This is a genomic window from Pseudomonas sp. GW821-FHT01E05, from assembly GCF_059422425.1.
The window spans coordinates 24,105-48,358 of sequence record NZ_JBWKWW010000013.1; the positions used below are offsets into that span (position 1 = coordinate 24,105).

18 protein-coding genes and 2 pseudogenes are annotated in these 24,254 nt (G+C 58.6%); 10 read left to right on the forward strand and 10 right to left on the reverse strand.

Translation table 11 applies throughout. From position 1 onward, the window contains the following. Nucleotides 1-102: 102 nt before the first annotated feature. Nucleotides 103-2,148, reverse strand: a complete 2,046-nt coding sequence (metG, locus tag AC07W5_RS24670; RefSeq protein ID WP_495012915.1) for a methionine--tRNA ligase — start codon at nt 2,146-2,148, stop codon at nt 103-105. Nucleotides 2,149-2,480: 332 nt separating this feature from the next. On the opposite strand from metG, the gene apbC reads away from it, so the two are divergent. Next, nucleotides 2,481-3,575 (forward strand): iron-sulfur cluster carrier protein ApbC, encoded by a 1,095-nt coding sequence (apbC, locus tag AC07W5_RS24675; protein WP_494992022.1) that lies wholly within the window; start codon nt 2,481-2,483, stop codon nt 3,573-3,575. 92 nt (nt 3,576-3,667) lie between these two features. Here apbC and AC07W5_RS24680 read toward each other — a convergent pair whose 3' ends face one another. Then, nucleotides 3,668-4,426 carry an SDR family oxidoreductase gene (locus tag AC07W5_RS24680; RefSeq protein ID WP_495012916.1) on the reverse strand — a complete coding sequence of 253 codons (759 nt, stop codon included), beginning with the start codon at nt 4,424-4,426 and terminating at the stop codon, nt 3,668-3,670. A gap of 164 nt (nt 4,427-4,590) precedes the next feature. Between AC07W5_RS24680 and AC07W5_RS24685 the strand changes: the two genes are divergently transcribed. The 9 genes and pseudogenes from AC07W5_RS24685 (at nt 4,591) to AC07W5_RS24725 (ending at nt 11,130) form a co-directional block, all read left to right on the forward strand. Further along, on the forward strand, nt 4,591-5,322 hold the full coding sequence (locus AC07W5_RS24685) for a HugZ family pyridoxamine 5'-phosphate oxidase (RefSeq protein WP_495024500.1): 732 nt from the start codon (nt 4,591-4,593) through the stop codon (nt 5,320-5,322). A 65-nt stretch (nt 5,323-5,387) separates the two neighbouring features. Continuing rightward, on the forward strand, nt 5,388-5,861 hold the full coding sequence (locus AC07W5_RS24690; protein ID WP_494992025.1) for an FxsA family protein: 474 nt from the start codon (nt 5,388-5,390) through the stop codon (nt 5,859-5,861). A gap of 256 nt (nt 5,862-6,117) precedes the next feature. Beyond that, complete coding sequence (locus tag AC07W5_RS24695; protein WP_047532658.1) at nt 6,118-6,411, forward strand: co-chaperone GroES; 294 nt, start codon at nt 6,118-6,120, stop codon at nt 6,409-6,411. A 48-nt stretch (nt 6,412-6,459) separates the two neighbouring features. Then, nucleotides 6,460-8,103, forward strand: a complete 1,644-nt coding sequence (groL, locus tag AC07W5_RS24700) for a chaperonin GroEL (RefSeq protein WP_495024501.1) — start codon at nt 6,460-6,462, stop codon at nt 8,101-8,103. Nucleotides 8,104-8,323: 220 nt separating this feature from the next. Next, on the forward strand, nt 8,324-9,007 hold the full coding sequence (gene colR / locus AC07W5_RS24705) for a two-component system response regulator ColR (protein WP_489071723.1): 684 nt from the start codon (nt 8,324-8,326) through the stop codon (nt 9,005-9,007). After that, nucleotides 8,997-10,277, forward strand: a complete 1,281-nt coding sequence (locus AC07W5_RS24710; RefSeq protein ID WP_494992027.1) for a sensor histidine kinase — start codon at nt 8,997-8,999, stop codon at nt 10,275-10,277. Before colR ends, AC07W5_RS24710 begins: the two co-directional genes overlap by 11 nt. Nucleotides 10,278-10,351: 74 nt before the next feature. Further along, nucleotides 10,352-10,629 (forward strand): annotated as a pseudogene (locus tag AC07W5_RS24715) (SAM-dependent methyltransferase); the annotation flags it as partial. An 82-nt stretch (nt 10,630-10,711) separates the two neighbouring features. Next, nucleotides 10,712-10,903, forward strand: a pseudogene (locus AC07W5_RS24720) (lipopolysaccharide kinase InaA family protein); the annotation flags it as partial. Beyond that, nucleotides 10,903-11,130 carry a hypothetical protein gene (locus AC07W5_RS24725; protein WP_494992028.1) on the forward strand — a complete coding sequence of 76 codons (228 nt, stop codon included), beginning with the start codon at nt 10,903-10,905 and terminating at the stop codon, nt 11,128-11,130. The pseudogene AC07W5_RS24720 and the gene AC07W5_RS24725, both read left to right, overlap by 1 nt. A 60-nt stretch (nt 11,131-11,190) precedes the next feature. Here the strand turns inward: AC07W5_RS24725 and AC07W5_RS24730 are convergent, their stop codons facing one another. From AC07W5_RS24730 to AC07W5_RS24765, 8 genes are all read right to left on the reverse strand, one after another. After that, nucleotides 11,191-14,214, reverse strand: a complete 3,024-nt coding sequence (locus tag AC07W5_RS24730; protein WP_495024502.1) for a multidrug efflux RND transporter permease subunit — start codon at nt 14,212-14,214, stop codon at nt 11,191-11,193. Nucleotides 14,215-14,228: 14 nt separating this feature from the next. Beyond that, nucleotides 14,229-15,380 (reverse strand): efflux RND transporter periplasmic adaptor subunit, encoded by a 1,152-nt coding sequence (locus AC07W5_RS24735; RefSeq protein ID WP_495024503.1) that lies wholly within the window; start codon nt 15,378-15,380, stop codon nt 14,229-14,231. Nucleotides 15,381-15,530: 150 nt separating this feature from the next. Continuing rightward, nucleotides 15,531-16,628: a DUF1513 domain-containing protein gene (locus AC07W5_RS24740; RefSeq protein ID WP_495024504.1), complete on the reverse strand. Its 1,098-nt coding sequence runs from the start codon at nt 16,626-16,628 to the stop codon at nt 15,531-15,533. A 14-nt stretch (nt 16,629-16,642) separates the two neighbouring features. Then, complete coding sequence (locus AC07W5_RS24745) at nt 16,643-17,707, reverse strand: imelysin family protein (RefSeq protein ID WP_495012922.1); 1,065 nt, start codon at nt 17,705-17,707, stop codon at nt 16,643-16,645. Between the two features lie 41 nt (nt 17,708-17,748). Then, the gene (locus AC07W5_RS24750) at nt 17,749-19,176 is read right to left on the reverse strand and encodes a di-heme oxidoreductase family protein (protein WP_495024505.1); all 1,428 of its coding nucleotides are present in this window, start codon (nt 19,174-19,176) and stop codon (nt 17,749-17,751) included. Between the two features lie 296 nt (nt 19,177-19,472). Next, entirely contained in the window at nt 19,473-20,816 is a 1,344-nt protein-coding gene (locus tag AC07W5_RS24755; protein WP_494992034.1) for an imelysin family protein, read from the reverse strand. A 285-nt stretch (nt 20,817-21,101) separates the two neighbouring features. Beyond that, the gene (locus tag AC07W5_RS24760) at nt 21,102-23,153 is read right to left on the reverse strand and encodes a putative bifunctional diguanylate cyclase/phosphodiesterase (RefSeq protein ID WP_494992035.1); all 2,052 of its coding nucleotides are present in this window, start codon (nt 23,151-23,153) and stop codon (nt 21,102-21,104) included. A gap of 494 nt (nt 23,154-23,647) precedes the next feature. Further along, nucleotides 23,648-24,244: a superoxide dismutase gene (locus AC07W5_RS24765; protein WP_494992036.1), complete on the reverse strand. Its 597-nt coding sequence runs from the start codon at nt 24,242-24,244 to the stop codon at nt 23,648-23,650. Between the last annotated feature and the right edge of the window lie 10 nt (nt 24,245-24,254).

The window sequence follows — 24,254 nt, forward strand, 5'->3', positions numbered from 1 at the left end:
CTAAAGATTAGGCCTTATCCGGCAAGGAGGAAGGGCCCACCGGATATGAAAATCCCCCCGCCACGAAACGACATGGCGGGGGGATCAATCCAGCGCTGAGTCTTACTTGATACGCTGGCCTGGCTTGGCGCCGCTGTCCGGGCTGAGCAGGTAGATTTCTTCACCGCCGGGACCGGCGGCCATCACCATGCCTTCGGAGATCCCGAAGCGCATTTTGCGCGGCTTGAGGTTGGCAATCATCATGGTCAAGCGGCCTTCCAGTTCGGCCGGGTTCGGGTAGGCGCTCTTGATGCCGGAGAATACGTTGCGCTGCTCGTCACCGATATCCAGGGTCAGGCGCAGCAGTTTGTCTGCACCTTCCACCGGTTCTGCCTTGAGGATCAACGCCACTCGCAAGTCCACGGCGGCAAACGCATCGAAATCAATCTCGGCCGACAGCGGATCCTTGAGCAATTCGCCATTACCTTGCGCAGCACCGGTGTCGGTCTGGCTGGCGGCCAGGTCCTCTTTCGAGGCGTCGGTCATGGCTTGTACTTTCACTGGGTCGATCCGTGTCATCAGCGGTTTGAACTCGTTCAGCTGATGGTTGCTGAGCAGGGTCGCGTGATCGTTCCAGGTCAGTGGTGCGACGTTGAGGAACGCCTCGGCGTCGGCGGCCAGCAACGGCAGCACGGGTTTGAGGAAAATCACCAGTTGGCGGAACAGGTTGACGCCCAGGGCGCAGATCGCCTGGACTTCGTCTTGCTTGCCTTCCTGTTTGTTCAGCGACCATGGCGCCTTGTCAGCGATCCAGGCGTTGGCACGGTCGGCCAGGCCCATGATCTCGCGCATGGCACGGGCGAAGTCGCGCGCTTCGTACGCTTCAGCGATGCTTGGCGCGGCGGCCAGGAACGCTTCGGTCAGCTCGGGCGCGGCGTTACCGGCCACCAGCACGCCGGCGTTGCCTTTGTGGATGAAGCCTGCACAGCGGCTGGCGATGTTGACCACTTTGCCGACCAGATCCGAATTGACCTTCTGCACGAAGTCTTCGAGGTTCAGGTCCAGATCGTCGACGCCACGGCTGAGTTTGGCCGCGTAGTAGTAACGCAGGTATTCCGGCGACAAGTGGTCCAGGTAGGTCCGGGCCTTGATGAAGGTGCCGCGGGATTTGGACATCTTCTGGCCGTTGACGGTCAGGTAGCCATGGACGTTGATCGCGCTCGGCTTGCGGTAGCCTGCACCTTCGAGCATTGCTGGCCAGAACAACGCGTGGAAGTTGACGATGTCCTTGCCGATGAAGTGGTACAGCTCGGCAGTAGAGTCCTTGGCCCAGAACGCGTCGAAGTCCAGCTCCGGACGACGGGCGCAGAGGTTCTTGAAGCTCGCCATGTAGCCGATTGGTGCGTCCAGCCACACATAGAAATACTTGCCAGGCTCGCCTGGAATCTCGAAGCCGAAGTACGGCGCATCGCGGGAGATGTCCCACTGTTGCAGACCGGCGTCCAGCCATTCGGCGATCTTGTTCGCCACGGCGTCTTGCAGGGTGCCGCTGCGGGTCCAGCTCTGCAGCATTTCCTGGAAGTCCGGCAGCTTGAAGAAGAAGTGTTGCGAATCCTTGAGCACCGGTGTGGCGCCGGAGATCGCCGACTTCGGATCTTTCAGATCGGTTGGCGCGTAGGTCGCGCCACATTTTTCGCAGTTGTCGCCGTACTGGTCTTCGGTGCCACATTTCGGGCAGGTGCCCTTGATGAAGCGGTCGGCCAGGAACATTTTCTTTTCCGGGTCGAAATACTGAGTGATCGAACGCGTGGCAATGTGCCCGGCGTCGCGCAGCTTCAGGTAGATCTGGCTCGACAGTTCGCGGTTTTCTTCGGCGTGGGTCGAGTGGAAATTATCGAAGTCCACCAGGAACTCGGCAAAGTCGGCGCTGTGTTCAGCCTGGACGTTGGCGATCAGTTGTTCCGGGGTGATGCCTTCCTTTTCCGCGCGCAACATGATCGCCGAGCCGTGAGCGTCGTCCGCGCAGACATAGATGCATTGATTGCCGCGATGCTTCTGGAAGCGCACCCACATATCGGTCTGGATGTACTCAAGCATATGGCCAAGGTGGATTGAACCATTGGCATAGGGCAGGGCGCTGGTGACGAGGATCTTGCGTGGCTCGGACATGGGGCTCGGCTACTTGATGAAACGGAGGTCGGCCACTATAAAGCGCCGGCGCACTTTTTTCACCCAGTGGAGTGTTATTCCGGTTCCTCGTAGCAGCTGGCGGAGCCTGCATCCGGGCGCGTAGCGGTCGTAAAACCTGAATCCCGGTTCCTTCAGGAAAACCGGGATCAACAAATTGCGACTGCTACGCAGCCGGACGCAGGCTTCGCCAGCTGCTACAAGTTATATGTTCGGCTATATGATCCTTGTCTCATCCTGAAAGCATGCCGTCATAGCCATAGAACAGGTAGGATAGCCCCCTGATTTTCACAGTCTTGCTATCGGAGTTGCCCATGAGCGCAGTCAATCGCGCAGCGGTGGAAGCCGTCCTTCGCCAATACACCGACCCTTATCTGAACCAGGATCCGGTCAGCGCCGGTTGTGTCCGCGCCATCGACGTCCAGGGTGATCGCGTCACCGTTGAGCTTGAACTGGGTTATGCCGCCGGACTGTTCAAGAGCGGTTGGGCGCAACTGTTGCAACTGGCCATCGAAGGTCTGGATGGCGTGGTGACGGCCAGGGTCGACGTCACCAGTGTAATTGCCGCGCACAAGGCTCAGGCGCAGATTCCGGGTCTGGCCAACGTGAAAAACGTGGTGGCGGTGGCTTCCGGCAAGGGTGGCGTGGGCAAGTCCACCACTGCGGCCAACCTGGCGCTGGCGCTGGCGCGCGAAGGTGCGAAGGTCGGGATTCTCGACGCGGACATCTACGGACCGAGCCAGGGCATCATGTTCGGTATTCCGGAAGGTACCCGACCGAAGGTCAAGGATCAGAAGTGGTTCGTGCCGATTGAGTCCCACGGCGTCGAGGTCATGTCCATGGCCTTCCTGACCGACGACAACACACCGATGGTCTGGCGTGGGCCGATGGTTTCAGGCGCGTTGTTGCAGCTTGTGACACAGACAGCCTGGGGTGATCTGGATTACCTGGTTATCGACATGCCGCCAGGCACCGGTGACATTCAATTGACCCTGGCGCAGAAAGTCCCGGTGGCCGGTGCGGTAATCGTCACGACGCCGCAGGATCTGGCACTGCTGGATGCGCGCAAGGGCGTGGAGATGTTCCGCAAGGTCAACATTCCGGTGTTGGGCGTCGTGGAAAACATGGCCGTGCATATCTGTTCGAATTGCGGTCACGCCGAGCACTTGTTCGGCGAAGGCGGTGGCGAGAAGCTGGCCGCGCAATACGGGGTCGAGCTGCTGGCTTCGCTGCCGTTGTCGATAGTGATCCGCGAACAGGCCGACGGTGGCAAACCGACGGTCATTGCCGAACCTGACAGTCAGATCGCCATGGTCTATCAACAACTGGCACGTCACGTCGGTGCGCGGATCGTTTTGCAGGAAGCCGATGCGCCGGCGATGCCGAGCATCACCGTCAGCGACGATTAAATCGCTTCTGTAGGAGCTCGGCTTGCCGGCGATGGCGTACTCAAGCCCGCTATCGCCGGCAAGCCGGGCTCCTACAAGATCGTGATTTGATTTCAGATGCGCAAACCGCCATCCAATTCCAGGATCCGGCCGGTGTAGTAGTCGTTCTCGAAGATGTAGGCCGCCGAGTGGGCGATCTCATCAGGCTTGCCCATGCGCTTGAGCGCAATACCCGACGTCATTTTCTCCAGCGCTTCGGGTTTCATGCTCAGGGTCATCTCTGTTTCGATAAAGCCTGGCGCGATACCCGCGACACGAATCCCGTAGCGCGCCAGTTCCCTGGCCCAGGTCACGGTGGCTGCGGCGACACCGGCCTTGGCGGCGGAGTAGTTGGTCTGGCCAACGTTACCAGCGCGGGAAATCGACGAGATATTGATGATCGCGCCTTGAGTCTTCAGCTCAACCATCTTCGCCGCCACTTCGCGGGTGCAAAGGAAAACACCGGTCAGGTTGACGTCGATCACCGCCTGCCATTGAGCCAGGCTCATCCTGGTCATTTCACCGTCCTTGACCTTGATCAGCAGGCCATCGCGCAGGATTCCGGCATTGTTGATCAAACCGTGAATCGCGCCAAAATCTTCGGCTACCCGAGCGACCATGTGGGTCACTTGTTCTTCATTGGCGACGTTGCAAAGATAAGCCCGGGCTTCGACGCCGGCGGCCTCGCAGGCAGCCACAGCCAGATCGAGCTTTTCCTGGTTCAAGTCGACCAGTGCCAGCTTCGCGCCCTTGGCGGCGAAATACTCGGCCATGGAACGACCTAAACCCTGGCAACCGCCAGTGATAATGATTACTTTGTCAGTGAGTTGCATTCGCGTGCCCCTGGTAGCAGGTCAGAGTGGTTTCCTTCTACAAGGCCTCTCCTGCGCGCGTGATGTGGTTCGGCTGCATATGAGAACTGCCCCCGTTGGCGTTGCTGGAACTTTGCTCCAGGCGCCTGTCCATTTTCGACGGATTCTATATAAGGAGTCATAAATTGAGCATTGAAGCCGCTAAGCATGCACGAGAACTGCTGCTCAAGGAATACCGCGGAGTGTTGTCGACGCACTCGAAGGCCATGCCCGGTTTTCCTTTCGGCTCGGTGGTTCCTTACTGCCTGGACGAGCAGGGGCGGCCGCTGATCCTGATCAGCCGGATTGCCCAGCACACCCACAACTTGCTCAAAGATGCCAAATGTTCACTGCTGGTAGGCGAGCGTAAAGCCGAAGATGTACAAGCCGTCGGCCGCCTGACCTATCTGGCCGAGGCCGAAAAACTCAGAGAACCCGAGGTGATCGAGGCCGCCGCCGAACGCTATTACCGCTATTTCCCGGAGTCGCGCAACTATCACAAGGCCCATGACTTCGACTTTTGGGTCCTCAAACCGGTCCGCCATCGCTACATCGGTGGCTTCGGCGCGATTCACTGGGTCGATCAGCTCACCCTGGCCAACCCTTTTGCCGGCAAGGCGGAAGCAAGTATGGTCGAACATATGAACCGCGACCACGCCAAGGCCATCGCCCATTACGTCGAGTTGGCCGGATTGCCGAAAACCGTACCGGCACAACTGGCCGGAATCGACACCGAAGGCATGCATTTGCGCATCGGTCAGGGGCTGTACTGGTTGCCCTTTCAAGAGCCTTGTAATACCCCGACACAAGTTCGCGAAGCCTTGGTTTCTCTGGCTCACGCCGAGCATTGGCCAAAGAATGAAGGTGCCGATGCTTGAATTCACGAAATGGCGACGTCATCTAATGTGAACTGGAAGGCACTCTTCCGTTGAGGAACCATTTGATGCGCCCTTTTTTGTTGCTCTTTCTGCTGTTTCCGGTGCTAGAGCTGTTTGTGTTTGTCAACGTCAGCTCCGCCATCGGCTTCTTTCCGGCGTTGCTGTTGATCATTCTCGGCTCGATGCTGGGTGTCGTGGTGCTACGTGTCGCTGGTTTGGCCACGGCCCTGCGGGCACGTGAAAGCCTGAATCGCGGCGAATTGCCGGCTCAGCAAATGCTCGAAGGCCTGATGATGGCCCTGGGCGGCGGTCTGTTGATCTTGCCGGGTTTCATCAGCGACGTAGTTGGCTTGATCATGCTGCTGCCGATCACTCGCCGGCTGCTGGCCAACAAGATGCGTCAACGTGCCGAGGAACAGGCGATTCGTCAGCGTGCCTTTGCCGAGGACATGCAGGCTCACGGCGGGCCGACTCCAAAGCCGCCCCTGGGACGCCAGCCGAACGTGATCGAAGGTGAGTTCGAGCATCGCGATTCGTAACGGGTTTTACGTGTCGGCATGGCACCTTCGGGTGCCATGTTTGTTTTCAGGCAGATGCCAGGCGTAAAAAAATTCGCTCATCAGCCCTTGTAATAAGCTTATGCGCCCTTATCTAACGTTCACCGCAAGGTTTCTGGTGGTCACGCCAGACAGACTTCCGCGGTTCGCTTGGCGAGCCGCAACCGGCACCGCCGGATTTGCAAACCTGCCGGAATAGACACCGGCCGATGAAAACCACAATTAGGAGAGATCGACAATGAAGCTTCGTCCTCTGCATGACCGCGTCGTCATCCGTCGCAGCGAAGAAGAAAAGAAAACCGCTGGCGGTATCGTTCTGCCAGGTTCGGCTGCCGAAAAAGCCAACAGCGGTGAAATCCTCGCTGTAGGTACCGGCCGCGTGCTGGACAACGGTGAAGTACGTGCGCTGGCCGTGAAAGTGGGTGACAAGGTTGTGTTCGGCCCTTACTCCGGCAGCAACACTGTGAAAGTAGACGGCGAAGACCTGTTGGTAATGAGCGAGAACGAAATCCTCGCTGTTATCGAAGGCTGATTCCCGCTCAATTTCCCGCTACTACAAAGTATTTAAGGAATAACGATCATGGCTGCTAAAGAAGTTAAATTCGGCGATTCCGCCCGTAAGAAAATGCTCGCCGGTGTCAACGTCCTGGCTGACGCAGTAAAAGCGACCCTGGGCCCTAAAGGCCGTAACGTGATCATCGAGAAGAGCTTCGGCGCTCCGACCATCACCAAGGACGGCGTTTCCGTAGCCAAAGAAATCGAGCTGAAAGATCGCTTCGAAAACATGGGCGCGCAGCTGGTCAAAGACGTTGCCTCCCGTGCCAACGATGACGCAGGCGACGGCACCACCACCGCTACCGTTCTGGCTCAATCGATCGTCAACGAAGGCCTGAAAGCCGTCGCTGCCGGCATGAACCCGATGGACCTGAAACGCGGTATCGACAAAGCGACCATCGCTATCGTCAAAGAACTCAAAGCCCTGTCCAAGCCTTGCGCTGACACCAAGGCCATCGCTCAGGTCGGCACCATCTCTGCCAACTCCGACAGCTCCATCGGCGACATCATTGCCGAAGCCATGGAAAAAGTCGGTAAAGAAGGCGTGATCACCGTTGAAGAAGGCTCTGGCCTGGAAAACGAACTGTCGGTTGTTGAAGGCATGCAGTTCGACCGCGGTTACCTGTCCCCGTACTTCATCAACAAACCAGACACCATGGTTGCCGAGCTGGACGGTCCGCTGATCCTGCTGGTCGACAAAAAGATCTCCAACATCCGCGAAATGCTGCCAGTACTGGAAGCCGTTGCCAAAGCCGGTCGTCCACTGCTGATCGTTGCCGAAGACGTTGAAGGCGAAGCCCTGGCGACTCTGGTTGTGAACAACATGCGCGGCATCGTTAAAGTTGCTGCCGTTAAAGCCCCAGGCTTTGGCGACCGTCGCAAGGCCATGCTGCAGGACATCGCTGTTCTGACTGGCGGTACCGTAATCTCCGAAGAGATCGGTCTGAGCCTGGAAAGCACTACCCTGGAACACCTGGGTAATGCCAAGCGCGTGATCCTGTCCAAAGAAAACACCACCATTATCGACGGTTCTGGCGTTGAGGCTGATATCCAGGCTCGCGTTCTGCAGATCCGCCAGCAAGTGGCTGATACTTCTTCGGACTACGACCGTGAAAAACTGCAAGAGCGTCTGGCCAAGCTGTCCGGCGGCGTTGCGGTAATCAAGGTTGGCGCTGGTTCCGAAGTTGAAATGAAAGAGAAGAAAGCCCGCGTTGAAGACGCCCTGCACGCTACCCGTGCAGCCGTTGAAGAAGGCGTGGTACCTGGCGGTGGCGTGGCACTGGTTCGTGCTCTGCAAGCGATCAGCGAACTGAAAGGCGAGAACGCTGATCAGAACGTTGGTATCGCTCTGCTGCGTCGTGCTGTCGAAGCTCCTCTGCGCCAGATCGTTGCCAACTCGGGCGACGAGCCAAGCGTAGTTGTCGACAAGGTCAAGCAAGGTGTCGGTAACTTCGGTTACAACGCTGCGACTGGCGAATACGGCGACATGATCGAAATGGGTATCCTCGACCCGGCTAAAGTGACCCGTTCGGCTCTGCAAGCGGCATCTTCGATTGCCAGCCTGATGATCACCACCGAAGCGATGATCGCCGAGATCCAGGAAGACAAACCAGCTGCTGGCGGCATGCCAGACATGGGCGGTATGGGTGGCATGGGCGGCATGATGTAAGCCAGCCTTACCCTGTACAAAAAAGCCCCGCCTGCGATAAGCAGGCGGGGCTTTTTTATATCCGCTGACTCGTCCTGAAATAGGTTTACATCTGTTTCAGGACTAGACAGTTTTGCAAGGTCCATGTCCAAAGACGTCAATGACAGCCCTAGCCGTGAGTCATACTTGGCCTTAAGCTGCGCGAGCCAAGATGGCCGTTACTGTGTACGGAGGAGTGCCCATGCGAATTCTATTGGTTGAAGACAACCGCGATATCCTGGCGAATCTGGCCGACTACCTGGGGCTTAAAGGCTATACCGTGGATTGCGCGCAAGACGGCTTGTCAGGCCTGCACCTGGCGGCGACCGAGCACTACGACTTGATCGTGCTCGACATTATGTTGCCTGGTATCGACGGCTACACCCTGTGCAAACGGCTGCGTGAAGATGCTCGTCGCGATACCCCGGTGATCATGCTCACCGCTCGTGATCAACTGGATGATCGACTGCTGGGCTTCAAGTCCGGCGCCGATGATTACCTGGTGAAACCCTTTGCGCTGTCTGAACTGGCAGCGCGGATCGAGGCGGTCATGCGTCGTGCTCAAGGGGGCGGGCGACGGACTTTGCAGGTGGGGGATCTGAACTACGACCTCGACACCCTCGAGGTGACCCGCGAGGGACGTTTGCTCAAGCTCAATCCTGTGGGCCTCAAGTTGCTGGCGGTGCTGATGCAAAAGAGTCCTCACGTGCTGCGTCGCGAGATTCTTGAAGAAGCCCTGTGGGGCGACGACTGCCCGGACAGCGACAGTCTGCGCAGCCATGTTCACCAGTTGCGTCAGGTGATCGACAAGCCATTCGCCAAGCCGCTGTTGCAGACGGTGCATGGTGTCGGTTATCGCTTGGCCGAGGGGCGTGATGGAGTTTAAGCAGAGCCTTGCGCAACGGATCATCATCGCCTTTGCGTTGATGAGTGCATTGGTTGCAGGGACATTCGCCCTGGGCATCGTGGCAACGGTGCATCTGGTTGAAGCAAAGTTGATTTCATCAGTCCTGGGCGGTGATCTGCAGCGTCTGCTGTTGATGGACAGCATCGAGGACTGGAGCCACCGGCCGGAACCGGATCAGCTATTTTATTTCAGTGGTGGGCGTGGCGATTTTGAATTGCCCAAGGATTTGCGCAGCCTGGATGCGGGGTTTCACGAAGTATTTCGTGAGCATTTGTCGTATCACGCCATAGTCGAGATCGTCGACGGCAGGCGGTATGTGTTGCTGCAGGACCAGAGTGGTTTTGAAGACCGTGAACGGGTGCTGTTCGCAGTGGTGCTGGTGGGCTTTGTGCTGAGTCTGGCGCTAGCGGTGTTTCTTGGCTGGATCCTGGCGCGCAAGGTAATGGCACCGGTGGTGCGGCTGGCTCGCCAGGTTCGTCATCGCGATCAGTTGCTTGGCCTCGCGCCGCCATTGGCACCTGATTATGCCGCCGATGAGGTGGGTGAACTGGCGGTGGCCTTCGACGCTACCTTGGGGCGTTTACGCCAGGCGCTGAGTCGTGAGCGTCTGTTCACCAGCGACGTCAGTCACGAATTGCGCACTCCGCTGATGGTGTTGGCCAGTTCCTGCGAATTGCTGCTGGAAAATCCCTGCATCGACCAGCGTGGTCGCGCCCAGGTCGAGCGGATTGCCCGCGCCTGTGAAGACATGCGCGAGCTGGTCCAGACCTTCCTGATGCTGGCGCGTGCCCAGCGCGAAGATGCCAGCATGTCGCCCCAGCTGACCTTGAGTCGGGCAGCCGAGGATCTGATTGGTTTGTGGCGTGAACCCATTGAGGCCAAGGGGATTGAGCTGATCTATGACCCCGACAAACCGCTGGATACCCGCTATAACGCAACGTTCCTGCATGCGGTGATGGGCAACTTGTTGCGCAATGCGCTGCATTACACTGACAGTGGTTTTATCCGCCTGACCCTGGAACCTACCGGCTTTGTGGTAGAGGACAGCGGTGTGGGGATTCCCGAAGAAAAGCGCGAGGCGATGTTCGAGCCGTTCGTGCGTGGCAACGAAAAGCGTGGCGAGGGCCTGGGCCTTGGTCTGTCACTGGTGCAGCGTATCTGTGAAAACCAGGGCTGGAGCGTCAGCCTCAGCACAATGGAACCCAATGGCTGCCGGTTCCACGTCGAGCTGAGCCAGGCCAAAGTCTGATTTTTTGTCATGCCCCGGGTTCTTCGGGGCACGCGTTTACCGCAGTTGTAATCGGGTAGCAGCCCAATGCTATCTCCTGTCGGCTTGCCCTGCTGCTGGCGTTTCAGCGGGTTACCCGCGACAGCGTCATTATCTCTCGTTGGGTCGATGGCAACTTCAAGGCCTGGAAACGTAAGCGCATGGTGCAAAAGCGCAAGCAGGAAGCCGGGCAGCAAGGTTACCAAAATCGTTTTGTGCTATCGGCAGCTACGTAGACGAAAAATTCAAGCGAGCCGGCTTTCGCGTTCAGGAACATTTGGGCTTTTTCCCGCTCTACGCCATGTGGCGAATTCATGTATTACGCAAGAAGTAACAGGATGGCAGTGGAAGATGCATCAGAAATGGACGTCGCTCCTGAGGCGCGTTTCGACTATTTCTGGAGCCAGCGCGGGTAGGGTGAGGCCGCCACAGTCGAGGTGGCTTTACTGGATCTGGAGAAGTGCCGGCAACGTTTGACCCGTAAACGTGCTGCCCTCCACGACATGAAACAGCTACGCCGCCATTCGTCGTGGGGCCCTACAGACTGGCAGAAACTCAGCTATTTTTATACGACGGCGTTTGGCAGCGCTATCAAAGGTTTAGAGTAATGAAACTGGAAATTGCGCGAGGTTTGTTTTTAGCAGGAGCCTTGGCAGTTATTTCTCTGGCGGTGGCTGTTTGGGAGCAGCCACGCACCAAAGTCCTCAGTGCAGCGCACAGCGACGCGCATTGTCCCCTGCCTCGGGTAGCAAAGGCATCAGTTGCAACCAGCCCCGACAGTGATTTTTTGCTGTTCATGTTCGGTCTTTCTCAAGGAAAGAGGCCACAAAGTTGAAGAGAATAAAACCCAAATAAAAGGCCTCGCATTGCGAGGCCTTTTATTTTCGGTTGTCGATTATTTGTCCGGCCTGGCCAGCAGGGTGTAAATACAAGGCAGCACGAACAAGGTGAACAGAGTGCCAATCGACATTCCAGTAGCGATCACCGTACCGATATCGAAACGACTGACGGCGCCTGCACCGGTGGCGATGATCAACGGCACCATGCCGAACACCATCGCCGCGGTGGTCATTAACACCGGTCGCAAGCGAATTGCCGCAGCTTCTTCTACAGCTTCTCGAGGTGACAGGCCCTTGTTCTTGCACAACTGGTTGGCAAACTCGACGATCAGGATGCCGTGCTTGCTGATCAGGCCGATCAAGGTCACCAGTCCGACCTGGGTATAGATGTTCATGCTCGACCAGCCAAGGAACAACGGGATCAGCGCGCCGCAGATCGACAGGGGGACTGTCATCAGAATCACCAGCGGATCACGGAAGCTCTCGAACTGTGCCGCCAGCACCAGGAAAATGATCGCCAGCGCCAGGGCAAAGGTCACCCACAGTGCACTGCCTTCCTGAACGAATTGCCGGGAAGAGCCACCATAATCGAAGGCATAGCCCGCAGGGGCTTCTTCCCGGGCGATCTGCCGTATGGTTTCGATGGCTTCGCCCATGCTGACGACGGGAACGCCCGAGATCGTCGCCGAATTGAGCTGCTGGAACTGATTCAACTGTCTTGGGCGGGCACGGTCGGTGATGGTGATCAAGGTCGACAGCGGCAGCAGTTCACCCTTGGCATTCTTTACGTAGTAGTTGCTCAGCCAGTCGGGATTGTCGCGGTAGGCTCGCTCGACCTGGGCGATGACCTTGTAGCTGCGGCCTTCGATAGTGAAACGGTTGATTTCCGCTTCACTCAGTAATATCGCCAGGGTGCCCCCCAGATCCAGCATCGAAACCCCCATTTGTGCTGCCTTGGCGCGGTCGATATCGACCACCACTTCAGGCTTGTCAAAGGCCAGATCGATGTCGAGAAAGGCGAACTTGCCGGATTCCAGTGCGCGCTTTTTCACTCTATTGGCCACTTGCAGCAGTGATTCGTAATCGTTCGGGGTGTTGACGATGAATGCGAACGGCAAGCCCTCACCGGTACCCGGCAAGGACGGCAGGTTGAAGCCGAACACCTGAAGCCCGGTGACGGCAGCGAGCTTGCGTTGAACCTCCGGGAGGATTTGCATCTGGGTCCGGTGGCGTTCGTTCCACGGTTTTAGCAGGAAACCCCCGATCCCTGATTGCACGCCGTTGAAGCCATTGATCTGGAACGATGAGTAGTACTCGGGAAATTTCTTGAAGATCGCAAGGAACTCATCGGTGTAGGCGTTGAGGTAGTCGAGGTTGGTCGGTTGCGGCGCGTTGGCTATCATGAAAATGACGCCCTGGTCCTCATTCGGTGCCAGTTCGGACTTGGTGAATTTCAGCAGAACCGGAATCAGGCACAGGACAATCACCGCGAACACCACCACCACCGGCCGCGTATTGAGCGTGCCATGCAGGATGCTTTGATAGTGGCGTTTGAGTCCTTCAAAGATCATATCCAGACGATGGGACAGGCCTGAGGGGTTCTCATCGTGGCGCAGGAGCAGAGCGCACATCATCGGCGAAAGGGTCAGGGCGACGACCCCGGAGATCACCACCGCACCGGCCAGGGTCAGGGCAAACTCCTTGAACAACGCTCCAGTCAGGCCTGTGAGAAAACCGATCGGCGCGTAGACCGCGGCCAGCGTAATCGTCATAGAAACCACCGGCATGGCGATTTCCCGGGCACCCTCAATGGCGGCGTCGAGCGGTGTCTTGCCTTCTTCGATGTGCCGGTGGATGTTTTCCACCACGACGATCGCATCGTCCACTACCAACCCGATGGCCAGCACCATTGCCAGCAGGGTCAGCAGGTTGATCGAGTAACCCATCAATTGCATGAAGAACATCACGCCGATCATCGACAGCGGGATGGTGACCACCGGAATCAATACCGAACGCAGGGAACCAAGGAACAGGAACACCACGACAATCACGATCAGCACTGCTTCAAACAGGGTTTTCACCACCTCATTGATCGATGCCTGAATAAACAGCGTGGCGTCGTAGGCGATCTCCGCTTTGAGGTTTGGTGGCAACTGGGACTCCAGCTGCGGCATGATCTTGCGCACTTCCTTGATCACGTCCAGCGGGTTGGCGGCGGGGGTGGCCTTAATGCCGATGTACACCGACGGAATGCCGCCGAAGGAGCTGATGGTGTCGTAGTTCTCTGCCCCCATTTCCACCCGTGCCACATCGCTGAGCAGTACCCGGCTGTCGCCGTCGATTTTCAGCGGGATGGCGGCGAAGGCTTCGGTGGATTTAAGCTCGGTATTGGCGTTGATACTGGTGACCACGTATTCGCCTTTCACCTCGCCAGCCGCCGAGAGAAAGTTGTAACGGCGTACCGCATCGGCCACGTCATTGGCGCTGAGGCCGTAGCCGGCAAGTTTGACCGGGTCCAGCCACAAGCGCATGGCGAACACCTGGTTGCCGAGAATCTTTGCTTCGGCCATGCCCGGCAGCGTCGCCAGTTTGGGCTGGATCACCCGCGACAGGTAGTCGGTGATCTGCGGGTTGTTCAGGTCCTTGCTGAAGAAACTGATGTACATCAGCGCCGAGGCGCCCGCAGCCTCCTTGCTCAGCACCGGGTCTTCGGCGTTCTGGGGCAGTTGGTTCTTGACCTCGTTGGCCTTGGCCAGCAGCTCGGTAAACAGCCGGTCGCTGTTGGAGCCGATTCGCGCGTAGATCGAAATCACCGAGAAATTCTGGCGACTGACCGAGGTTATGTAGTCGATGCCTTCGGCACTCGCCAGGCTCTGCTGCATCGGTTGGGTGATGTAACCCTGGATGGTCTCGGCGTTAGCCCCGGGGTAGGCGGTGGTCACCGTGATCAGGGCGTTTTCCATTTGCGGATACTGGCGCAGCGGCAGCTTGCTCCAGGCCTGGAAGCCCAGCAGCACAATCAACAGGCTGACCACTGTGGCGAGTACCGGGCGGCGGATGAACGGATCGGTAAAAGCCATGGGGGATTCCTTGATCAGTAGGCGCGAGGCTGACTGGTCTGCTCGGCTGGCAAGGTCTTGTCGGCGCTGATGGCGATATGGGCGTCGTTGTCCAGTTTGATCTGGCCGGCGCTGACCACTTGTTCGCCGTTCTGCAGGCCTTTGGTGATGAGCACCAGCCCGTCGCGGTGCTCGCCGGTTTCGACAAAGCGTCGCTCGGCGATCAGCACCGGTTGCCCTTGGGCATCTTTCTCGACGCTGCCGTCGGCGGCTTTTTTCTGTGCAACCACAAACAGCGAATTGCCATAGAGGGTGTAGGTGATCGCGCTTTCCGGCACCACGATCTTCGGTTGTGGATCCGGCAGCAGGACTTGCAGGCTGGCGAACATGCCCGGTAGCAACTTGCCGTCTGGATTGGCCAGGGTCGCGCGCACCAGTACATTGCGGGTGGTATTTTCGACTTTTGGGTTGATTGCGCTGATGGTGCCGGGGAAGTTCTGCGTCGGATAGGCCGCGACGTTGACCTGAACCGGCTGGCCAAGGGCTATTTTCGGTACCGACTGTTCCGGTACGTAAAAGTCGACGTAGAGGCTGCTCAGGTCCTGCAAGGTGGCGATTACTGTGCCGCTGGGCAGGTAGTCGCCGACATCCACCTGACGAATACCGATGGTGCCGCTAAAAGGCGCGACGATGTGTTTTTTCTCCAGCGAAGCCTTGAGTTGATTGACCGTGGCTTTGTTCTTTTGCAATTGCGCCGTGAGCCGGTCGAATTCACCCCTGGAAATTGCCTGGCTGCCCACCAGTTGGCTGCCCCGGCCATAGTCGAGCTGGGCCAGACCGAGGTCGGCCTGAGCGGTTTCCAGCAGGGCACTTTCCACAGCGCTGTCGAGTTGCACGATAGGTTGACCGGCATTGACCTTCTGCCCGGACTGGAACTGCACGTCCTTGACCCTCCCGGCGATCTCCAGACTCAGGTTGACCCCTTGCAACGCCTTGAGGGTGCCAACCGTCGGCAGACGGTTTTGCCATGGGCGCTCAGTCGCGGTGGTCACAGCCACACTCACCGGAGGTTTCGGTACGGAGAACACCCGGATCTGCTGATAGGTGGAGAAGGCTTTGTAACCTGCGAGCAGCAGAACGATAAGCAGGACAATGCCCAGCATGATCAGCATGCGGCGACGCAGCATGTTCCGCTTCCTCGGAAAAATAGCTGAGAACGATGAGGTCTCGGGCAGATTACTCCGACTAGGGTGGTGATTCCAGACTCGTAGCAGCTGGCGAAGCCTGCGTTCGACCGCTACGCAGCCGAACGCAGGCTTCGCCAGCTGCTACGAGGGTTAGATCAGATGCAGGTGGTTGTCCCAGAGCCCTGCAGGTAGCTCAAGGGGCTTTGCAACAAGCTGTGGCTGCCGACAGTCGTAGAAACGGCAACGTCCCTGACCCGACGTGACGACAAAACCATCGGCCACCGCACCGACCCCGGCGCAGTCTGGCAAAGGCGCATCGAGGCGCACTTGAGCAGTGTCCAGATCCCAGATAAAGAAGCGGTTGCCCCGCGGCGCAGTGAGGGCGACCAGACGCAACTCGCTATGCACGGCGACGCTGGCGGTGTAGTGCCCCATCGCCTGCAACTGGTGTTCGGCGACCGGGAAGGCGACGAAGGGCTGACCGGGGCGCTTGATCGCCAGCAGTTCGGAAGATTCGTGGGCGTCGCCCATGAACTGTTGGCCGGCGACGATGGTGCCGTCGCTGGCAACACCCAGGTGGCGCACGCTGTTCATCTGCTGGGCGAGGGTTTCCTTGCTCAGCAGCGTACCGTCGCGCTGCATCAGCACCAGGCTTGGCTGCATGGCATTGAGGTTCATCTCGACCCGGCTTTCGGCCTCGGTACGGATTCCGCCATTGGCCACTACCAGGGTTTCACCATCGGGCATCCACGACACTTGATGGGGCCCGATGCCGTGGGTAGAAATCTCTGCGCTGTGCATCAGTCGCTCACCTTCGAATTTGTACACGCCGAGCAGGCCGCGACCCGGATCGGTGGTGTCGTTTTCGGTGGCGTAGAGCCAGTCGCCGCTCTTGTGAATCACTGCGTGACCGTAGAAGTGCCGGTTCGGTTGTGAGGCGAGCGTTTGCAACAGCGTGCCATCCCGAAGATCGATCAAGTAGCTCTCGGTCCCGGGGCGACGGGCGACGAACAGTGCAATCGGCAGCACAGGATGATTGATGATGTCATGGCAACGCTGACCGACCCGGGTGGCGAACACCTGGGTGCCGTCCAGACGATAACCGACGGCATAGTGCTTGCCGTCGCCATCGTTGCGCGCCGAGAGCAGCAAAGGAGTTTTGTCCTTGTGCCGAAACAGCGTCCAGCCGCCCAGCGTCACTGCGCCAAGCAGCAAACTGCCTAAAGTAAGAGCCTGGCGTCGTAGCATGGAACTTACCCTCATCAGTCACCGTCGTTGGCGTTGAAGCCCAGCTGGATACCCAGCGCCTTGGCCAGATCGCTTTCGTGCAGGCGGTGGACGACATTGAGACTGTCGTAAAGATCATTGAGCTGTTGGTGACCGGCGTCGTCGGTCAGCATCTCGGTCAGTGAACGCTGGTTGCTGGCGAACAGTTTCAAGGAAGCGGCGTAGGCAGCATCGATCTTGTCGGCCAGCGGTTTCTGCTCGCTCGGCAACAGGCCGCGCAGGCCCTTGTTGTCGACACCGACCCAGACGGTTTGGGCGGCAGCGAGGCTGGCTTCCATGCTTTGCAGGGAGGAATGGCTGCGCCAGGCATCGGCCTGGAACGGCTGCGCGAAGCCCTTGCTCTGGCGACCCATTGGCGTGCCGAGTTTTTTCTTCAGGGTGTCCAGTGCGGTCACTTGAACCCGCAGCAGATCGGCGACCGCTTCGTGGGAGTCGGCGTAACGCTGATTCGGGAATTTGCTCAACTGCGCGAGCATGCCGTCGTTGCTGTTCCAGCGCGACAGGATCTCTTCGGCGAGGAGTTTCTGACGCTCGCCAATGGCCTTGAGCAGTGGGCAATAGCGGGCTTTCTGCGCGCTGTCGGCCATGTCGACCTTGCTGTCGAACAGAACGTATTCATAGGCCGAGAGGCCTTGCACGACAACGCTGGATTTGGCCAGAGCGGCGGCATCGATCTGCGGCTGCGCGGTCACCAGTTGCTCGACCTGACGGCCGACCAGATTCTTCTTGTCCGGCCAGAACTGCACCTGCCAGGAACGGTTACCCTCGGCCAGCGGGCCGATCAGCAGCGGCTGCAACTCGGCCCAGGCTTTTTGTGCGTGGAGGAAATCGGCGCGAGCGGTTTCCAGGCTTTCCTTGCCTTCACAGAAAGCCAGCGCACTGATTGCCAATTGGCGGTCGGCGTCGACCCAGCGGCTGTAGCTCGGCAGGATCACTTGCTTGGCGATGGCCGCCGAGGTGACTGCCTGTGGGTCCTGGGGCGAGCAGGCACCCAGGGCGAGCGCGGCAAGGCTGGTGAACAACAGTTTGGGACGGAACATTCGTGCTCCCTTCTTTTGGGGGAAAACTTATGGAAAACGCGTTATAGAGAATTCAGGAATGCCAGCAACGCGGCGCGTTGCTCGACATTGAAAGCTAAAACCTGTTGCTGAGCCGCCTGGGCTTCGCCGCCGTGCCAGAGAACGGCTTCGAGCAAATTACGGGCGCGGCCGTCATGCAGGAACTGGGTATGGCCGCTGACCGTCTGCGTCAGGCCGATGCCCCACAACGGCGGCGTACGCCAGTCGCGGCCAGTGGCCTGGAATTCGGTGCGATTGTCGGCCAGGCCGTCGCCCATGTCGTGCAGCAGCAAGTCGCTGTAGGGGCGAATTACCTGATTGGCCAGCTCAGGCTCTGCGGCATTCGCGGCAGTGGTGAATTTCGGTATGTGACAGGACTGGCAGCCCGCCTGATAGAACAGGCTTTTACCGGCCAGCACTTGCGGCGAGCTCACATCGCGGCGGGCCGGAACGGCGAGGTTGCGGCTGTAGAACAGCACCAGACGCAGGATGTTGTCGCTGACCTCCGGCTCGCCGTCCGGGCCATTTCCGTTGGGGGCTTGCAGGCAGGCGATTTGTGCAGGGGTGCAATCATCAACCGGTCTCAGGCTGGTGGTCAGGCCCATGTCACCAGAAAACGCGTGAGCGTTTTGTTGATTGAGATTGGGTTGGCCGGCTTTCCAGCCAAAACGTCCGAGAACGGTTTTTTGTTGCGCGTCATCCCAGACCCAGTTCGGTCGCCCGGCGATGCCGTTGCTGTCGTCGTCTCCCGGATCGGCATTGTGCAGAATCGCCGCATCGGGGATGGCTTCGAGCAGACCGAGGCCAATCATCGGCGGAGCTATGCGTGCAGAGAAACGCGTGTCCGGGTGCATCGCTCCGTAGCCGAGCCGGGTGATTGCAAGCCTGGGTTTACGCAACTCGACCTCGGTGCCGTCCTTGAAACGAACCGGCACGGGGTCGTAATCGACCCGCACTTTACCTTCCGGCGCGACGCCGGGTACCGCCATGTCTTGAAACTGTCCGCCGTAGACTGGCTCCGGCACGACACCGAGCTGCTCGATGACTTTGGCGTAGGCGGGGGCGTTGGGGATCGACAGACGTACCAGCATCGACACCGCGTTATCCGAGTCGGGTGTTGGCGGGTGACCGCGACCGTCCTTGATGTGGCAGTTTTGGCAGCCGTTGGTATTGAACAACGGACCCAGGCCATCGCGGGCGGTAGTGGTTGACGGGGCGATCACCCACGGGCTGCGAAAGAAGCTGTTGCCGACGCTGAAATCCAGACGTCGGGTGGGTGAAAGATTGGCCGAAGGCAGGGAGAAGGCGTTCTGATCGGTCTTGCTCACTGTCGCGCTGCCGCCCGAACGCGCTTCACCGGGCTCGGCCTTGGTGAAATGCGGAACGTCATCGCAGGCGCTCAGGCCCAGGGCCATGAACAGAGCGGACAAGCGAAGAGACAACGAGGGCATCAGACATCCTGCAAGACGAGCAAAACAAGGGCGCAAAGTCTATCAGGGTAGGGGAGTTTGAATAAGAGGGATTAGCGTTTGGTTTTATGTGGGGCAGGTTTTACCTGGAGACCGAATCACGGCCATCGCAATACCCTGTGGGAGCGAGCTTGCTCGCGATGGGGCCATCAGTGCCAACATTGATGTTGAACGTGCGACCGCTATCGCGAGCAAGCTCGCTCCCACAGTGGTCTGCGTCAGGCAGGGACAAAAAAGGCGACTCGAAAGTCGCCTTTTTTTCACTCAGCCAGCGGTGATCAGAACTCGTGATCAGCGTTGTCGGGGTTCAGGTCGCTGATGCCCAGTTTGCCGGCCGCCTGTTCGATCGAGCCGGTCTGCTTGACCAGGGATGCAATGGCGTCGCGAACGATCTGATTGCCGGCAGTGTTGCCTGCGGCGATCAGTTGGTCATAGTGCTCACCCTTGTTGGCGTGATCGACCATAACCTGGATTTTGGCTTCGGTCGCAGCCAGATCGGCCTTCAGTGCGGTGTCGGTTGCCGGGTCGATTGCCGCCACCAGCGAGGACAGGCTGGCGCCAGTCATCTTGGTGCCGTCTGCGCGGGTGTATTCACCCAGGTAGACGTTGCGAATGCCTTTGGCATCGTAGAAGTGCGAGTTGTGGGTGTTGTCGCTGAAGCAGTCTTGTTCGTCTTCCGGGGAGTTGGCTTCCAGGGAGACCTTCATGCGCTCGCCGGCGAGTTCGCCGAGGGACAGGCTACCCATGCCGAAGAGCATTTTGCGCAGGCCGCTTTCGCCTGGCTCGGCTTCCAGGGTGGCGCGGTAGTTGTCGGCCACGTTCGGCTTCCAGTTACCGACCATTTCTTCCAGGTCGCTGACCAGCAGCTGGGTCACGGCTTTGAGGTAAGCGCGGCGACGATCATTGTGACCTCCAGTGGCGCCAGCGCCTTCCAGATAGTCAGAGGCCGGACGGTTGCCGGCGCCAGGGCCGGTGCCGTTCAGGTCCTGGCCCCAGAGCAGGAATTCGATGGCGTGGTAGCCGGTGGCGACGTTGGCTTCGGAGCCGCCCAGTTCATTGAGGCTGGCGAGTGTTTGCGGGGTGATGTCTTTCACGTCGACCTTGTCTTCGCCGACCTGAACTACGGTGTTGGCGATGATGTTGGCAGTCGCGCCCGGGTTGCCCAGTGCGTGTTCGTAGCTCTTGTCGACGTAGTCGATCAAACCTTCGTCCAGCGGCCAGGAGTTAACCTGTCCTTCCCAGTCGTCGATGATGGTGTTGCCGAAGCGGAATACTTCACTTTGCAGATAAGGTACGCGCGCGGCGACCCAGGCAGCGCGAGCGGCTTTCAGGGTCTCGGCGTCAGGTTTGGCAAGGAACGCGTCGATCGCGGTTTGCAGGGTTTTCGCGGTGGATTCGGCATCGCTGAAGACGGCGAAGACCATGTCGGCGTAATGCGCAACAACGGCTTTGGTCGCGGCTTCGTCAACTTTACCAGTGGTTGCGGCAGCAGCAGGGGCTGCAGTGCTGGCGGCCGGAACAGGCGCTTGAGGAGCGGCAGCCTTGTCTTTACCTTCGCCACAACCGGCGAGGGAAATAGCGATGGCCAACAGACTGGCGGTAGCCAGAGGCATACGAATCATGGCGAACATCCTGCTTGGATAGGGGTGGACAGGCGCGGCGGGCGCGCAAAACTGCGACATAATGCGAAAGATTTGCATTATGTGTAAAGGGTCGGCGTTGGAAATATTTCTTATTCGCGCGCCTGCATATGACCTGTAGCAGCTGCCGAAGGCTGCGTTCGGCTGCGCAGCAGCCGTGAAATCAGGCATTGCGTTGTGTCAGGCTAACCGCGGCCTCAGGATTTACGACTGCTGCGCAGCCGAACGCAGGCTTCGCCAGCTGCTACAGGTCCGCGTCGGCGCGTGTTACAGGATGGTTGCGTTACTGCGTTGGGCTTGCTTCAAATAAGCGCTCAACTCCCGCGCGGGCAGGGGCTTGCTGTAGAAATAGCCCTGACCTTCGTGGCAGCCTTCGCAGATGATGTAGGCCTCCTGTTCAGCGGTTTCGACGCCCTCGGCGATCACCTGCATGCCCAGGCTCTTGCCCAATTGAATGATCGCCCGAACGATGGTGGCGTCGTCGTCGTCATCGAGCAGGTCCTGGACGAAGCTCTTGTCGATCTTGATCTTGTCCAGCGGCAGGCTTTTGAGATAACTCAGAGAAGAGTAGCCCGTCCCGAAGTCGTCGATGGCAATCAGCGCCCCGGAACGACGCAAACTGAGCAAGTGCTGGGCAGCAGTGCTGATGTCTTCCATCAAGCCCGTTTCGGTGACCTCCAATTCCAGGCTGCGTGGCGGCAGGCGATAGATTTGCAGCAGGTTGTTGACCACCCGTGGCAACTCGGCGTGGTGCAGTTGCACGGTGGAGAGATTGACCGCCATGCGCAAATCCATGAAGCCCTGGTCATGCCATTCGCGTAACTGGCGGCAGGCCTGATCCAGCACCCATTCGCCGATGGCGATGATCGTGCCGTTCTGTTCGGCCAGCGGGATGAACAGGTCCGGAGGCACCAGCCCGTGTTCGGGGTGCTGCCAGCGTATCAAGGCTTCGACACCGACTACGCGGTGATCGCGGTAGCTGATTTGCGGTTGGTAGACCAGATAGAACTGCTCGCGAGTGAGGGCTTCGCGCAGGTCTTTTTCCAACTCGCGTCGGCGACGCATTTCGCTGTCGACGCTGGCGATATAGAACTGGTAACGATTGCGCGAACGAGTCTTGGCCAGGGTCATGGTCTGCTCGGCTTTCTGTAGCAGCTTCTCGGTACTGTTGCCATCCTCCGGGAACAGCGTAATGCCGATGGTCGCGCGCAGGCGAATCTCCTGATGATCGAGGGCGAACGCTGCTTCGAGGTCATCGAGAATGCTTTGTGCCAGCTCGGCGGCTTCGTAAGGCTGTTCGATATTGGCCTGAACCAGTGCGAACTGGTCGCCGCCCAAGCGGGCAAGGGCCCCCAGGCGGCCGCTGTGAGCGCGCAGGCGATCGGCCAGGGCGAGTAGCAATTGATCGCCGGTCTGGTAGCTGAATTGTTCGTTGATGCCCTTGAAGTCATCGAGGCCGACACAGAGCACTGCAACCCGCCGTTGCAGGCGGCCTGCATCCACCAGAATCTTGTCCAGTTGTTGCTGCAATTGCTGACGGTTTGGCAGACCTGTAAGGAAGTCGTACTGGGCCATGCGCAGCAGACTGTTTTCCGCTTCATGGCGCAGGTGGGTGTTGCGTTCGATCGAGGCCAGCAATTGATTGGCGGTGTTGATCCAGATGCCCAGCTCGTTTTTCTCGTGGCCCTTGAGCTGCGGAATCTTGTGTTCGCTAGGGCGGTCCGGGTTTATCTCGGTCAGGTGTTCGATTATTCGCGACAGGGGCTTGGTCAGCAGCCAGTGGTAAACCAGGTACAGCACCAAGCCCATGGCCAGGGCGCGAAGAACTCCGGAAATAAAGATGATCACCGAACTGATGATAAAGCCCTGGCCGTACGTCGCAGTGTCGAGGGTTATGCTCAGGTCGCCGTAATACTCGCTGTACGGGCCGCGGCCTACCAATTGGGTGGTAAAGGTGCGTTCCTGGCCCAGGATCAGGTCGGTCAACCAGCGGCTGGGTGATTGCTGCAGTTCGCGGTTCTTTTCCGCAAGCATGGTTTCGTTGGGATGGCCGATGGACGCCATCCGCACGGCGTCATCCTGAAACAGGCCTTCGATTACTTGCATGCCCATTTCCCGATCCAGGCTGTACACCGCCTGGGTCGATGGGTCGCGGAACATGTCGAGGATGCGCTGGGCATCGTTAGCCACCGCCTGCCGTGTCTTGTAGGCATCGAAAACGATTTGCGCGCAGCTCAGAACCACGCCGACGATCAATGCCGACAGCAGCACCACCCGGAGCAACTTCACCGACAAGCTGTTTTTGAGTTCCAGCTTCAAATGGCTTTTCCTTGTTCCGTGCGGGTAGCATCAAGTTGCCATGAGTATTGGCAATCCTGTGATGGCAGTCAAAGGGACAATCAAGCACAGGAGATTTCGCCTGTGTGCCAGGCCAAAATGCAGTTTTTGGCTTGTTCAGGCGATTAGTACTGTGTCGGTAGCAACCCTGTGCAACTTGAGGGGCGTGCGAGAATTTTCCCCGAGCTTTGATGTTAGCGCGCCATGGCGCAGGGGCAAGGGCAAATTGGATCCTTGTAGGAGCGAGCTTGCTCGCGATGGTCGTTAACGATAACGCGTGTTTTCTGAATAAACGCGTCGCCCTTCAGTCCATCGCGAGCTCGCTCCTACAGGGCCGCAGCGCTCGCTTAACTGACTAGCATTAGGGCAAGCCCGCTCCCACAAGGTGGGTGCAGTACCGCGGAAAATGGGTAGGTTTCTCACCCAAAACCCATAAAAAACCCGGCAAATGCCGGGTTTTTTGACTGGCGCGAAGCTTAAGCGGTGAAGGTTTTGCCTTCGAACTGCTCAGCCACGAACTTCCAGTTGACCAGGTTCCAGAACGCTTCGACATACTTCGGACGCAGGTTGCGGTAGTCGATGTAGTAAGCGTGTTCCCAGACGTCGCAGGTCAGCAGCGGGGTGTCGCCGCTGGTCAGCGGGTTGCCGGCGCCGATGGTGCTGGCCAGGGCCAGGGAACCGTCAGCCTTTTTCACCAGCCAGCCCCAGCCGGAACCGAAGGTGCCGATGGAGGTTTTGCTGAATTCTTCTTTGAACTTGTCGAACGAACCGAAAGCCGCGTTGATGGCTTCAGCCAGTGCGCCGGTTGGTTGACCGCCGGCGTTTGGCGCCAGGCAGTTCCAGTAGAATGTGTGGTTCCAGACCTGAGCGGCGTTGTTGAAGATACCGCCCGAAGAAGTCTTGACGATTTCTTCCAGGGTCTTGCCTTCGAACTCGGTGCCTGGCACCAGGTTGTTCAGGTTCACGACATAGGTGTTGTGGTGCTTGTCGTGGTGGTATTGCAGAGTTTCCTCTGAAATATGCGGCTGCAGGGCATTGTGTGGATAAGGCAGCGGCGGCAGTTCGAAAGCCATGATGATTCTC